Here is a 14,420-nt window from a genome sequence, read left to right on the forward strand (position 1 = left end):
GCCATGGCCTCGCCGCGTATTATCATGAAGCTGACCGTGACCGCCGTCCGCAAGGAGCCGGGCGACGTGCTGGTCATCGACCTGAAACACCCACGCAAACCTGTGCTGCCGGCGTTCGAAGCGGGTTCTCACGTCGACGTCCATCTGCCTGAAGGGAAGGTGCGTCAGTATTCACTTTGCGGCGACCCGACCGAGCTTGGCCGCTACACCATCGCGGTGAAGCGCGAGAATGACGGCCGTGGCGGCTCGGCGTGGATCCACGAAACCATTGCCGTCGGCTCCGCACTGCCTGTCTCCGCGCCACGCAACCATTTTGCGCTCAAGTCAGGCGAGGGGCCGACTTTGCTGCTGGCAGGGGGAATCGGGATCACCCCGATTCTGGCCATGGCGCGCGCGCTCACCCGGCAGGCCAAGCCCTTCGAGTTGCACTATTTCACCCGCAGCCGGGCGCTCACGCCACTCTTGGCGGCGATCGGGCGCGATCTTCCTGGCGGCAATGTGCGGATCCATTTCGACGACGAGCCTCAGACCCGGCAGGACATCGCCGCGCTGCTGGCGAACCGTTCGGCCGAGGCTCAGGTTTACTATTGCGGGCCGCCTGGCTTCATGGCGGTTGTGGGGCGCGCGGCCGAACGCTGGCCCGAGGGTACTGTTCATTTCGAAACTTTCCAGCCTCCCGAGTTTGATGGCGGGCCACCGGAACCATTCGTCATAGAACTGGGTGAGGGCAGGATGGTCGAGGTTTCGGCGCAGACCACGGCGCTCGCGGCCCTGCGCGCGGCCGGTGTGCCGTTGATGGCCTCGTGTGAGAATGGGGTGTGCGGGACCTGCGAATGCGCAATGCTGGCGGGACAGCCGATCCATCGGGATGCCGTCCTGTCCAAGGAGGCACGCGGCCACCGCTTCATCCCCTGCGTGTCGCGCGCGACAGGTTTGTTGAAACTCGATCTTTGACCATTTGGGCGGGGGTCCTGTGAGACCGGCAGCTTATTTGCGGGAAACTGAATGACGAGGAAACTGGAATATCTGAACGAGATCGAGCGCTGCGTCTCCTGGCTCGCAGCCTGGACGATCCACCACGCCAACCACGTCCGCGAGGGCGATGAGATCAAGGTCGGGGGGCATCAGGCCTCGTCCGCGTCGCTGAGCACCATCATGACCGCGCTCTACGGTTCGGTCCTACGCCCGCAGGATCGGGTGGCGGTCAAACCCCATGCGGCGCCGATCTTCCACGCACTTCAGTATCTGGCGGGCAACCAGACTCACGAAAAGCTCATGAACTTCCGCGGCTACAAGGGCGCGCAGAGCTACCCTTCGCGGACGAAGGATGTCGACGATGTCGACTTCTCGACCGGGTCGGTGGGTCTCGGCGTTGCTCAGACGCTGTTCTCGTCGCTGGTGCAGGACTACGTCTCGGGTCACGGCTGGATGAAGGAGCGTGCCGAGGGCCGAATGGTCAGCCTGATCGGCGACGCCGAGATGGATGAGGGCAACATCTACGAGGCCCTGATCGAAGGCTGGAAGCACGGGCTCAGGAACTGCTGGTGGGTGGTCGACTACAATCGCCAGTCGCTCGACGCCGTGATCCGGGAGGGCCTCTGGCAGCGGTTCGAGCAGATTTTTCGCAACTTCGGCTGGGACGTGATGGTCCTGCGCCACGGCGCTCTGCAAGAGGCTGCCTTTGCCGAGCCGGGGGGCGAGAAGCTGCTCGAGTGGATAGAGCGCTGTCCGAACCAGCTCTATTCGGCGCTGACCTTCCAAGGGGGTGCTGCCTGGCGCAAGCGGCTGCTCGACGAGATCGGAGACCAAGGGCCGGTCACCACTCTGATCGAACGCCGCTCCGACGACGAGTTGCAGGCGTTGATGACGAACCTTGGCGGGCATGACATGCCGAGCCTCCTCGAAGCCTTCGAGGCGGCGTCCAAGCATGACCGTCCCGTCTGCTTCATCTGTTACACCATCAAGGGCTACGGTCTGCCGCTTGCCGGACACAAGGACAACCACGCGGGGCAGATGACGCCCACGCAGATGGAAGACTACCGCCTGCAGATGGGCGTAAAGCGGGGTGAGGAGTGGGACAAATGGGCGGCCGCCACCTTGCCGGAAGCGGAACTTGACGCCTTCTTCGCAAAAGCGCCGTTCTTCAGTGAGGGGCGTAGGAGGCTGTCTGCGCCTTCGGTGCCGGTGCCCGAAACCCTTCCGTCACCGGGGCAGCCCGGCAAGCCGCTCTCGACCCAGATGGGCTTCGGCCAGATCCTGAACGACATCGCACGCGAGCGCAGTCTGCTTGCCGACCGCATTGTGACCACCTCGCCCGATGTGACGGTCTCGACCAATCTCGGTGGCTGGGTCAACCGGCGCGGCCTTTTCGCCAGGGAGACCATGGCGGACACCTTCAAGGCCGAACGCATTCCGTCGACCTTTACCTGGGAATTTGGGCCGAAGGGGCAGCACCTCGAGCTCGGTATCGCCGAGTCGAACCTGATGATCATGCTCGGGGCGCTCGGTCTCTCGCACTCGATCAATGGCGTGCGCCTGCTGCCGATCGGGACAGTCTATGATCCCTTCATCTACCGATCGGCCGACCAGCTAAACTACGCCTGCTATCAGGATGCGCGCTTCATGCTGGTCGCAACGCCCTCGGGCGTGACGCTGGCGCCCGAGGGCGGGGCACACCAGTCGATCGGCACCCCATTGATCGGCATGGCGCAGGATGGGCTTTGCGCCTTCGAACCGGCCTTCGTCGACGAACTGTCCGTGATCATGCGCTTTGCCTTCGATTACATGCAACGTAATGGCGAGGGGAATCCGGATGAAACGACGTGGCTGCGTGATCAGACCGGAGGATCGGTCTATCTTCGCCTGTCAACCCGGCCGCTCGAGCAGCCGCTGCGCGACATGAAACCGGCGCTCGCGCGGGACATCGTCAATGGCGCCTATTGGCTGCGTCCGCCCGGGCCGAACGCGAGTGTCGTCATTGCTTACCAAGGCGTTGTCGCGCCGGAGGCGATTGCCGCGACGGGTCTTCTGGCGGAGGACCGGCGCGATGTCGGGCTGCTCGCGATCACCTCCGCGGACCGGCTTAATGCGGGCTGGCAGGCGGCGGAACGAGCCCGGCAGCGTGGCGCGATTGGCGCCCTGAGTCATATCGAGCGGCTGCTCGCGCCGCTATCGCGTGACTGCGGCATCGTCACCGTGATCGACGGCCACCCGGCGACGCTCGCGTGGCTCGGTGGGGTTAACGGGCATCGCGTGAAGGCGCTCGGGGTCGAGCATTTCGGCCAGACGGGGACTATTGCGGACCTCTACCGTCACCACGGCCTGGACACCAACGCCATCGTACATGCGGCACAGGCGGTCAGTGCGGGACCGGCTGTTCGCTACCGCAAGGCGCTGCCTTGACCATGAGCGACCGGATGCTCCGTGGCTGGTACGGATCGGCTGTTTCCACGGGCGTTCCGGTTCGCTTCAAAGCGGACAGGGCCGGGACACTGTGGACGTTCTGATCGCGCTTGAGTAGCTTGTGCGACCCCCAGGGTCACCTGGAATACGCAGGGAGGCGGCTTTTATTTAGCCTTGCGCCCAATTACGAATTCGATCCAATCCAGTCCGGAGCAAAAGCTCCGCGTCCTCCCGATTTTCGGCTTCGACGTAGCACCGCATTTCCGGGGCATTTCCGGATGGACGCAAATGCAAGACACGCTTATCCGCGAGAGTGATACGAAGCCCGTCAACATCGCTAACCTTGCTTACCACTCCAATCGACCCGACGAAGGCGGCGATGTTAGTTTCCGCTGTACGAAGGTATGTCATGAGGCGAGTGCTGCTTTCGACGGAAAAATTTTCCAAGCGATCCGCCACCGCCGCTGGCAATTGAAAGGAACTGCCAATCTCCGACAGTGGCTGCCCACTTGTATTAACAAGGGAAAGTGCCGCGAGGATGGGGAGAAAACTGTCGCGTGTGGGTAGCGCTCGCAGTTTAGTTCCGTTCGGGTCAAAGTCCGTGCCGGTCAACAAACCACCGTTTGCTTCGAAACCAACCACGCGCTCGTGACCCAACGCAACCAAATCGAGCATGGCAGCAATAACAAATGGCGATCCAACCTTAGTACGTACAACTTTGAAAGAACCTGCGGTCTCGATACCAGAGTTTGATGTGACCGGCGTGACGACCGTCTTCGCTTGCAGGAAGTTCGCCGTAACCAGGCCTAACAAATCACCACGAAGGGGGTCTCCGTGGTCGTCAGCTACCAGTGGGCGGTCACCATCGCCATCTGCCGAGACGATCGCATCAAGTCGATGCTCTTTGGCCCAGAGCTTGAACTGTTGAGCAGTCTCGTCAGGGACCGCTTCAGTGTCGACAGGAATGAAACCTTCCGAACGTCCCAGGGTTACGACCGTCGCACAGTGACATGAGAGAATGTCAACCAAGAGATCGCGCGCGACTGTGCTGTGCTGATATACGCCCACCGTTAAGCCCTTTAGAGCATTATTCTCCATAAGCTTCCGATTGCGCTCCATGAAAAAAGCCTTGCATTCGGCCTCCCGGTGCTGCCGACGTGCAACAGCACCTTCAAGGACGTATCCGCGCTTCTCCAAATGCAAGGCGATGCGCGTTATCTCCCGCTCATCACCTTTGTCGATCTCACCGTCGGGTCGATAGAATTTTATTCCATTACGGTCGGCCGGAATGTGCGAGCCTGTGATCATCAAACAACCACTCTTACGCGCCTGAGCATACAGTGCCAGGGCAGGGGTGGGGACTGCGCCGCAATCGACTACGATGAAGCCGAGCGCGGACAGTGCCGCCGCACAGACGGCGGCGATGGCCGGACTCGAGGCGCGAAAGTCGCGCCCTATGAGTATCTCGTCGCCAATTCTGGCCAGGCCGGATTCCAGCAGGAATGTCGCGAATGCCGTTGCATATAGGGCAGAGGCGGCTCCTGCCAATTCTGTCGCCAGGCCCCGTAATCCACTTGTTCCGAATTTCATACCAAATCCGACGTTGCTAACTGGTTTTTAAAGGTGACATGCTCAAACCTTGGCTCGTCCGGAATGCCCATCGACAGATCCCTCGGACGAGAACAAGAAGTACATTCCGTTAGCGTAGACGCGTTCGGTTCTGTACGGTTACCCTTGTGAGGATTGGCGCGGTCGGCGTCGTCGTGGGCAGCGCACCGTGACCTTCATGGCGACGAGGTTGGAGCGGATGGGGTTGAGATCCGGCAGGGCTCCTCGCGGCTGGCTCACATGAGCGCTCGCCATCGAGTGATTGTCTCAGTCCACATTAGCTCTGGGTCCCGAAAGCGCGTACAGGCCTGAGACGCAGCAAATCCTTTTATTTATCGCCGTTCGGTGTAGCTCCCGTTCAGAAATGCATGATAGGCACTCTCGATGCCTTCCATGAGAGTGATCTTTGCTGCCCATCCCAAAGTGCGCAGCTTGTCGACGCTCATCAGCTTTCGCGGTGTACCGTCAGGTCTAGAGTGATCATGCGCAATCTCCCCAGTAAATCCGACTACACGGCAGATCATTCTTGTCAGCTCTAGGATCGTGATGTCCTGTCCGCAGCCGAGATTGACGTGATCATGGTCAGAGTAGTTCTTCAGAAGGAAGACTAATGCGTCGGCGCAGTCGTCGACGTGCATGAATTCCCGACGTGGTGTGCCCGTGCCCCAGATGGTGATTTGCTTATCACTTATGAGCTTAGCTTCATGCGCTTTCCGGATCAGCGCTGGGACGACGTGGCCTGACTGCAAGTCATAATTGTCGCCTGGCCCGTAGAGATTCGTCGGCATAGCGGAGATGTAATCGCGGCCATATTGCTCGCGATAGGCTTGAGCCATTTTGATGCCGGTGATCTTGGCGACGGCGTAGCATTCGTTGGTGCGCTCTAGTGGGCCGGTCAAAAGCGCGCTTTCAGGAATGGGCTGTGGTGCCATCTTCGGATAGATGCAAGACGAGCCGAGGAAGAGGACGCGGTCGACATTGTTTTCGTGGGCTGCCGCGAAGATATTGGCCTCGATCATCAGATTGTCGTAAAGAAAGTCGACCGGATAGGTGGCGTTCGCGAGAATGCCGCCTACCTTTGCCGCCGCCATAATGATAGCGTCCGGTTTCATCACTGCCACGAAGTTTTCAACCTCGGTCTGTCGCTTGAGATCTAGCTCTCCCCGAGGGGCGGCCACAACTTTGCAGTCTTCGGACGCGAGGCGGCGTACAACAGCGCTGCCCACCATACCTTTATGGCCAGCGACCCACACGGTTTTTCCGTTCAGATCATACATTACGCTTCCTTCATGACTACAGATGTCTGCATGACCTTCAGGTCTTCGCGGACCATTTCCGCAGCAAGGTCGCGCACGGATATCTCATGCACCCAGCCGAGCTTCTCCTTCGCCTTGGTAGCGTCACCCAGGAGAAGATCGACTTCCGTGGGGCGGAAGTAGCGTGGGTCCACTTGGACTAGGCATCTGCCGCTCGCTAGATCATAGCCCTTTTCGTCGACACCCTTGCCACGCCATTCGATCTCGACGCCGACATCTTCGAAAGCCCACTCGACGAATTGGCGGACAGGAGTCGTTTTGCCCGTAGCCAGCACGTAATCATCCGGTTGATCCTGCTGCATCATCATCCACATACCTCGCACGTACTCACGCGCATGGCCCCAATCGCGTTGAGCATCGAGATTGCCGAGATAAAGCTTGTCCTGCTTGCCCAGGTAAATAGCAGCGGCAGCGCGGGTGATCTTGCGCGTCACAAAAGTTTCGCCACGAAGGGGGCTTTCGTGATTAAAAAGAATGCCGTTGGAAGCGTGCATACCATAGCCCTCGCGATAATTGACGACCATCCAGTAGGCGTAGAGCTTGGCGGCGGCGTAAGGGCTGCGCGGATAAAAGGGCGTCGTTTCGTTCTGCGGTACGGACTGCACGAGGCCGTATAGCTCTGACGTCGAGGCTTGATAGAAGCGGGTCTTGTCCGTCAGACCGAGGAGGCGAATCGCCTCAAGAAGTCGCAATGTACCGATACCGTCCGCGTTTGCTGTGTACTCAGGTGTTTCGAACGACACCTGGACATGGCTCTGAGCAGCCAAGTTGTAAATTTCGTCTGGCTGAGATTCCTGAACCACGCGGATGAGGTTAGTCGAATCAGTGAGATCACCGTAATGCAAGATTAAGCGCGGATCGGATTCGTGCGGGTCTTGGTAGAGGTCTTCTATACGACCGGTGTTGAAGGAAGAGGAACGTCGTTTAATCCCATGAACGATGTAGTCTTTTTTGAGAAGAAGACGGGCAAGATAGGCACCATCCTGTCCAGTTATGCCCGTAATAAGAGCAACTTTCCTGCTATCACCCATTCTATTCCTGCTCTATTAAATTTTAAAGTTTCGGCTCCGGGCTCGCCACGCCGACACAATGTGCGGCCCGCCCTGTGCCCTATGGAGCACTTGACAGATGCGGCGCGCGGCTCGTCATTGACAGTCCGCCAGCCGAGCACACCTGCTCTTGCTTGGAGTCACAGCAAAATAGAGTTGCGCCGCTCACCTGTCGGATTCGTACATGCGGTCAGAGTACCGCTCAGCTCACGCCGTGAGCGACTGTACTCCAAGCACCTTGCAGCTGATTTGCTCTTCTATCAGCGAGTGAGGACGCCTTTCTTTCTTGCTTCAGCGTCTTCTAATGGGAATTGTTTGGATCAGTGAAATCGATTGTTTGGATAAAGTGCATCCACAGAATGGATGGTCTGAGCGAGCAGCGGGGGCGCATCGCCGGCCCGGAGTCGCAGCGCGAGCTTCCGTTCGGGGTGAGGACAAAGTTCGTGGCCGCGAGCCCTCACCACAGCATCCGGCACAGGTCGTGCAGAACTTTGGGAGCCGACTGCGGATTCTGTCGATCAGCTGGTTCCAGGCGCGTCGAGCCGTCGACCTCATCTCGCCCGGTACCGGTTGCTGTATGCAGCCTTGCACCCTTGGCGTACGGCGTCGACGGAATGATTTGCTTCGGCAGGCAGTGTAGCAGCGTTTCCCGGCTGTTTCGGCTCTATTGACCGGGCCCGCGTCAGCCGAGCCCCTTCATCATGGCATCCAACACATGGATGGCCGGCATCCACTCAATAGATTTTACATATGCCGCGGAGGCCCAGTAGAGAAGGCTGAACCGGAAGCGAGGGCAACCGGAAGCGAGGGCATCGGCTTCAAGCTTTGCGAGCGTCACGGGATTAGTGGGCAGTGCTGAGTGAGCTCTTCTGCCCTATGGCCCGGCCTCTGCCAAGGGCCCGGCGTCAGGGTCTACTAGTGTCGACTAAGGATTCCAAACCGGATGCAACCTCCTCTCCGAAACGAGATTTCCGAAAATGCATGTTAGTGGATTGGAAAAGCGCCGGTTCGTCGTCTCTCGGAGGCGTACGGGGTTCGGTGATTGTCTGTGGTCGTTGGCGGCCGCTTGGCGCTACGCGCAGCGGTCGGGACGAACTCTAGCCATCGACTGGCGGGGGGCCTGCTACCTCGACCAACCCTTCACAAATGCGTTTCCGGTGTTCTTCCAGCCGATCAATGACATCGCTGGGGTGCCGGCTATTTCCGACGACCGGATCAACGACGTTTCCTTCCCTGGTCCATTCTTCCCAGAGTGGTGGAACAGGCCGGCGATCGAGTGCCTTTACCGGCCAGATGAGCAGATTTTCCAAGAGCGCGATGAGTTGGGCGAGCTCTTTCAGGCCGAACACGATGTCGAAGCGAACACAGTAGTGTGTGACGCTTGTCTGATGTGGCGGTGCGATGAGGAAGCAGAGCGGCAGGTGTTCCAGAGTGTCAAGCCTCGGCCAGAAATTCAAGCCCGCATAGATGCCATTTATCAGGAATGTTTTGAGGGGCACAGCATCATCGGGATTCATGTTCGGCACGGCAACGGTGAAGACATCATGGAGCATGCGCCCTACTGGGCCGATCCGGAGCTCGCCGTTCGGCAAGTGTGCGCTGCAATTGACAAGGCTAAGGCGTTACCGCATCCCAGGCCTGTGCGGCTGTTCTTATGCACGGACAGCGCGCGGATACTGGATCTTCTGTCGGCCAGGTTTCCCGATCTGCTCACTGTCCCGAAGCACTTCGGATCCAATCAAGGTGGCCCCTTACACACTGCAGCACTCGGGATTGACGGCGGAATTTCCGCCCTCGTTGAGATGTATCTTCTCGGGCGCTGCGATACCGTAATTCGGTTTCCCCCGACGAGCGCCTTTACACGATATGCACGTCTATTCGCACCACGGGTAATTGAATTCGATCTGAAGGAGCCAAGTCGTTTGACTTTGATAGAAGACAGCCAAGTCTCTGATCTCAGTTAAGACCCGCGACCTGCGCAATTCGGCAGACGCAACCAACAGGCATAGTTGAATGCGCATTTCTCACCGACGCCAGTGGAGGCGTCGTACATTACCGATAGCGTCGTCATCTGACGCCGCCTGCAACGCGCCAGAACTTCGCCGTTACGCGGGGGCCGCAGACAAGCCAGAGCGACGGCGATCGTGACGCTGACGCTCGAAAGAACGTGGACGATCACTCCAGAGACGAAATCGAGGTTGGTTATGAAAGTGATTCCCGTGATCATCAGCGGCGGAGCCGGATCGCGGCTATGGCCCGCCTCAAGGCAATCGCACCCCAAACCTTTCCTCAAAGTAGCGGATGGATATTCTCTCATTCAGCACACTGTGCTGCGTGCCGCTTCGATAGAAGGTGTCGTGGAACTCGTCGCTGTGACATCCGGGGAACACCTCTTCCTGACCAAGGACGAATTTGACGAACTGGATTCCGTGGTCCTGCCACGCACCTTTCTGCTCGAGCCCGAAGCTCGGAATACGGCCGCCGCCGTGGCTGCAGCCGCGATCCATGCGAGGGTAACGCAAGGCCCTGACGCGATCCTGTGCGTTTTCCCGGCCGATCACCTGATTAGCAACCTGCCTGCGTTTCTAGACGTCATGGGCCTGGCCATGGAACATGCGAAGCTCGGGCGGATCGCCACATTGGGCATCACCCCAACCAGACCGGACACGGCATTCGGCTACATCGAAGCAGATGGTGAGAACGTCGTCCGTTTCGTTGAAAAACCGGATCTGGATACAGCCAAAGCCTATGTCGCGTCTCAACGCTTCTTCTGGAACGCCGGCATCTTCTGCTTCAGTGCGCAAACCATGCTCGACGAGATGGTTTTGCATTGTCCCGAGGTGCTCCAGGCCGTCGCCGACAGCTACGAGAACGGCCGCGCCAGTCAATGCCAAGGCTTTGCCAAAATCGAACTCGCGCCTGAGCATTTCGGTTCCGCGCCGCGGATCTCGCTCGACCACGCTGTCATGGAGAAAACTAACAAACTTGCCGTGATTCCCTGCGACATGGATTGGAGCGACATCGGATCTTGGAACGCAATGGCCGATTTGATCGCCCCCGACGAAAGCGGGAACAGGATACACGGCGATGTGCACATGGTCGACACGACCGGCACCTATGTGAGCTCCGACAAGCGCGTCATCGGCACGGTGGGCGTAAGCGATCTGGTGATCGTGGATTCCCCGGACGCTTTGCTGGTCACATCCCGCGACCGCGTTCAGGACGTTAAGAAGCTCTTCGAGGGCCTCAAGGCTTCGGGACATGAAGCTCATCTGGTCCATAGCACGGTACACCGGCCCTGGGGTTCCTATACGGTTCTGGAGGAAGGCGAGCGCTTCAAGATCAAACGCATCGAGGTGAAGCCCGGTCGCCAGTTGAGCCTGCAGATGCACTATCATCGTTCGGAGCACTGGGTCGTGGTCAGCGGCTCCGCCAAGATCGTCAATGGCGAGCAGGAGTTGTTCCTGGGGACAAACGAATCTACTTACATCCCCTGCGGCCATAAGCATCGGCTCGAGAACCCAGGCAGAATTGACCTGGTGATCATCGAAGTGCAGAGCGGCGATTATCTCGCCGAGGATGATATCGTTCGCTTCGACGACGAATATGGTCGAACGTAGATAACAGTACAAAAAAGTTAAACGACGAGGCGTCGCTCAAGGATCTCTGTCGTGGGTTCTGGGCCTGACATTGGCAAGCAGCGGGCCGAGCGTGTCATAGTATCCGCCCCGCGCTCTCCAGGCACTCGATCGTGGTCGAAAACGTCGGTGAGCGCTTGACAGCGCGCCGTCCGCGGTAACGAAGACTTCAGATCTTTCTCAGGCGGACCAGTTGCTCAGCTGTTCAACGGCACAGCCGTATTTCAGCCTGTAGGCGGCAACGAAATCCTCATCGCTGCAGATGCAGCGGCCGCTGGAATCTTTGGCTTTCGGATCATGGAGGTGAGAACCAAGGGGGCGCAGTAGATTCACGCGAGTGCTTGTCGTCGGACTCATCGGAAAACCCGCACTATGCTTGACCAGGTCTGCGGCAAGCATGATCCCGGCAAGCGCTGATTGAAAGGCCATCGGAACCACGGTTCGAACGAGACGACTTCCATCGCTAAGCTGGAACACCAGGCCGCCGCAGATAACCTGCTGATAAAAGGAACGGAGGGGCTGGCCAACAAACGCGGCGAGCGGCTCAAACGGCACAGCCATTGCCGTAGCCACCCGAGCTACGAACTCATTAGGGACTCCGGTATTGGTCTGCAGGAGCGTTTTTACCTCCTCGTGTGCTTCCGGCATTCCGAGTTCCTCCGCGACCAGTTGGTGTTCGTCCTTGGATTTCCCGGTCGGCATGTACATGCAGCAAAGGCAAGCCTGGCCGTCATCGAAACCATGCCGCGAGATGCCTAGATCTTGCTCCTGAGTCCAGGCGTTCGCGATCCATCGGGGCAGAGCACCTTGGACAGCTAGACGGTCGGCGGCGGTGTCAAGCGCCACACCCACTCGGTCGAATACCCAATCGCCCCGGCGCGCAACATATTCTGCCCACTTCATAGGGTGCGCCTCGACTTCAAGGGCGGTGGACCGAAGGGCGTTGGTCGCGAGGGCCGCCTTAGAGAGGCCGACCTCCGCCTGACCTGCCAACACGTAGCGCTGCAGGTTTGAGAGTTCGATAGCTTCGTGATCAACTACATGCAGGCGCCCCGACAGACCGGATTGCCTTGCCAGCGCCCAGAGCGAGCCATGGCCTATCGCGCCGAGCCCAACGAGGTGCGTTTCGCCAAGGTCGACAGGGAAATTTAAGGGGCTGGAATCGCCGGCGTTGCTCTTGTTGTAGGTGCATAAAGAGAGGTCGATGTTCTCGTCCAGCTCGGCGCCGGTCAGCTGGGAAGCAAAGATGGTTCGAAAGACGTTGGCCGCGGCGAAGCAGCTTGCGGCGCCAGCTCCATAGGGCAGCAAGCTCGAGCCAGAGCCCACCGGGTCCGTACGCGACAGCTTTGCCGCCCAACCCTGGGATCCCATGAAAAACGTTGGGCACCGAAGTGATGGGTGCACCGCGCCTGCAGCTACACAGACCGTCGCATACTTGCCGGAACGCCGGATGCTGATTTTTGGATTGATCGACTTTGCCAAGCGCTCGAGCGCTTGAGCTTGAGAGCTCGCGGCCATATCCAGGGGGAGTATGGCCAGGACCGGATACAGTCTGGCAAGCAACCTGACCGTAAGGTCAAGCGTCGCCTGGCCCTCGGCACACGAAGCGGCTTGGCTGTCGAAGGCCACAGCCACGACCTGCTTTTCGAGGGCTGCTTTGAAGTCGCATAGATGAAAGTCGGCCAGCACCTGAGAAGCTGCCGTGGCGGCGCGGTCAATGAAGTTAGCGAGTGCCATCGTTCAACCCGTTATCGTGATCATCCGCCTTAGTGCCGCGGATGGGAACTCATTCCAGTTCGCCTTCGCGTCAAGTCGATAGGCGGCGACCCGAGCAAGATCGAAAGGCTCGCGGGCGAAATTGGGCACCACCAGCGACAGACACCCAACTGTGGTAGCGACCGCGTAGGCGTCGTCGGTCGTCGAATGGTAGGCTCGGCCCGGATGGCTATGGATCTGGGCGAAGAGTTTAAGGTTGCTCTTGTAGAGCCAGACATTGAGCCGGTGTAGTTCTTCGGCCGGAACTATCACGCAAACGCCGTCACCCGTACGAATGTGACGCTGTGCTGGGATAACGGTCTCTGTTACGCCAAAGTGTTGGTCTTGCTGAACGCCGACCCAGAGCGCCATCCCCTCATGGCCCTGTCGCCCAACTGAGCGCAGGTGCGCCTGGACACTTGAAAGACAGTCTCGGGGAAGAGCGACTGTTCCGACATCCTTGAGCTCGGTCATTCTGGAATGGCGGGTAGGGGTGCTATCATGGCTCCCACTGAGATTTGGAACTGATACTGAAGCTGCTCCACGGGACCGGTCCCGTACTTGATGATCTTGTCCAGGATGAAGGCCAAACAGCCCTCGCCAGAAGCCCGATGGAGAAGCCATGAATCACCTGAATGGGCTGGATTGTCGTGGTATTCCCGGACGCCTGCCATGCACAGGAATGGCGTGTGTTCCGCACTGTTGGCCTGGATGAAGTCCGACAGCGACGGAGCGTTCTGCTGCATTAGGACCAAAATCATATCCGGTGGGGTTCCGGGTAGATGCGGTCGTCTCAGCATCCTGAGCAGCAAATCTTTCCGGGCAATCGGCCGGCGTATAAAGGGGTCTACGAAGACCACCGACGGAGGTCGGAGGTCGTAATTGGAGAAGTCGATCTCGACAGCTGCACCGATTATCTGTGGCTTTATCTTCGGCGGTACGAAGATGAAGAAGGCCGTCGGGAAGCTCGCCTCGATCAGGAAACAACCCTGAGCCCGGTAAATACCTGCTTGTGTTTGGAACCAGCCGATCTGCCGATCGAACTTCGCTCGGGACACCTCCGGGTCCACAGTTTGGAGTTCAGGCACCTGCGACGCCCGCCTTCAGGCTGAGGAACAGGGTCACAGTGGTCGCGAAACCGAAATCGCCAACTTTTTTGTCGACGTCGAGCAAGGTGCCGGCCTCGTCCTTGAATTCCCAATTCTCGGCCGGCTGGGCGACGTTCTGCGTGTTTTCAAGCGCTTTGGTGCGGACGACGTGAAGCGGCTGGTTGGGATTGGCTTCGACCTGTGTGGGCTGGCCGTTCACCACCACCGTGATCTCGATCTTCCCGGGGCCGCCGCCGTGATTTTCGCCCTTGCCCGAATCCTCCGACATTGTCCTACTCCTGTGGCTTACCAACGGGCCCCAAGCCGCCAGTGCAGACCTGCTGGTGAGCGGGCTGGCGGTCCTCAATCGTCCACTCGGCGCCACGGACCGCGAGTACGCGAAAGACAGGGGATAACATCGAATCGATGCTGTCTCCTTTTTATGGGGACTTGTGGGGCAAGTAAACGGCCGAAACTGCTCTTCGCAAATATAATCGATTAGAGCATTGGCAAAATACCGGCCACCATCTATTCATGAACGCGCCGCAGCTTGCTCATTCCACT

At 58.9% G+C, this 14,420-nt stretch carries 11 protein-coding genes; 4 read left to right on the plus strand and 7 right to left on the minus strand.

Features of this window, described 5'->3' with window-relative positions:
* Window positions 1–3 precede the first annotated feature (3 nt).
* Window positions 4–954 carry a PDR/VanB family oxidoreductase gene (locus NKJ77_RS22235; protein WP_023747236.1) on the plus strand — a complete coding sequence of 317 codons (951 nt, stop codon included), beginning with the start codon at window positions 4–6 and terminating at the stop codon, window positions 952–954.
* A 51-nt stretch (window positions 955–1,005) separates the two neighbouring features.
* The gene (locus NKJ77_RS22240; protein ID WP_023747235.1) at window positions 1,006–3,402 is read left to right on the plus strand and encodes a transketolase; all 2,397 of its coding nucleotides are present in this window, start codon (window positions 1,006–1,008) and stop codon (window positions 3,400–3,402) included.
* A gap of 168 nt (window positions 3,403–3,570) precedes the next feature.
* Here the strand turns inward: NKJ77_RS22240 and NKJ77_RS22245 are convergent, their stop codons facing one another.
* The 3 genes from NKJ77_RS22245 to gmd all read right to left on the minus strand — a co-directional run bounded on the left by NKJ77_RS22245 (window position 3,571) and on the right by gmd (window position 7,357).
* Window positions 3,571–4,992 carry a phosphomannomutase gene (locus NKJ77_RS22245; protein ID WP_352535767.1) on the minus strand — a complete coding sequence of 474 codons (1,422 nt, stop codon included), beginning with the start codon at window positions 4,990–4,992 and terminating at the stop codon, window positions 3,571–3,573.
* Between the two features lie 350 nt (window positions 4,993–5,342).
* Window positions 5,343–6,287 carry a GDP-L-fucose synthase gene (fcl, locus tag NKJ77_RS22250; RefSeq protein WP_023747233.1) on the minus strand — a complete coding sequence of 315 codons (945 nt, stop codon included), beginning with the start codon at window positions 6,285–6,287 and terminating at the stop codon, window positions 5,343–5,345.
* Window positions 6,287–7,357: a GDP-mannose 4,6-dehydratase gene (gmd, locus tag NKJ77_RS22255; RefSeq protein ID WP_023672397.1), complete on the minus strand. Its 1,071-nt coding sequence runs from the start codon at window positions 7,355–7,357 to the stop codon at window positions 6,287–6,289. Before gmd ends, fcl begins: the two co-directional genes overlap by 1 nt.
* A gap of 995 nt (window positions 7,358–8,352) precedes the next feature.
* Between gmd and NKJ77_RS22260 the strand changes: the two genes are divergently transcribed.
* A complete protein-coding gene (locus NKJ77_RS22260; RefSeq protein WP_023747232.1) occupies window positions 8,353–9,339 on the plus strand; it encodes a nodulation protein NodZ in 987 nt (328 codons plus the stop codon).
* Window positions 9,340–9,579: 240 nt separating this feature from the next.
* Window positions 9,580–10,995, plus strand: a complete 1,416-nt coding sequence (locus NKJ77_RS22265) for a mannose-1-phosphate guanylyltransferase/mannose-6-phosphate isomerase (RefSeq protein WP_023747231.1) — start codon at window positions 9,580–9,582, stop codon at window positions 10,993–10,995.
* 198 nt (window positions 10,996–11,193) lie between these two features.
* Here NKJ77_RS22265 and NKJ77_RS22270 read toward each other — a convergent pair whose 3' ends face one another.
* The 4 genes from NKJ77_RS22270 to NKJ77_RS22285 are packed head-to-tail and all read right to left on the minus strand — an operon-like array spanning window position 11,194 to window position 14,145.
* The gene (locus NKJ77_RS22270) at window positions 11,194–12,750 is read right to left on the minus strand and encodes an E2 ligase fold family C protein (protein ID WP_023708035.1); all 1,557 of its coding nucleotides are present in this window, start codon (window positions 12,748–12,750) and stop codon (window positions 11,194–11,196) included.
* A 3-nt stretch (window positions 12,751–12,753) separates the two neighbouring features.
* Entirely contained in the window at window positions 12,754–13,242 is a 489-nt protein-coding gene (locus NKJ77_RS22275; protein WP_023708034.1) for a Mov34/MPN/PAD-1 family protein, read from the minus strand.
* Window positions 13,239–13,856 carry a putative metal-binding protein gene (locus tag NKJ77_RS22280; RefSeq protein WP_023708033.1) on the minus strand — a complete coding sequence of 206 codons (618 nt, stop codon included), beginning with the start codon at window positions 13,854–13,856 and terminating at the stop codon, window positions 13,239–13,241. The genes NKJ77_RS22275 and NKJ77_RS22280 overlap by 4 nt, the downstream gene beginning before the upstream one ends.
* Window positions 13,849–14,145, minus strand: coding sequence for a DUF2604 domain-containing protein (locus NKJ77_RS22285; protein ID WP_023708032.1), 297 nt, complete (start codon window positions 14,143–14,145; stop codon window positions 13,849–13,851). Before NKJ77_RS22285 ends, NKJ77_RS22280 begins: the two co-directional genes overlap by 8 nt.
* Window positions 14,146–14,420: the final 275 nt, after the last annotated feature.

Source organism: Mesorhizobium sp. M0052, from assembly GCF_040323255.1.
Classification (GTDB): Bacteria; Pseudomonadota; Alphaproteobacteria; order Rhizobiales; family Rhizobiaceae; genus Mesorhizobium.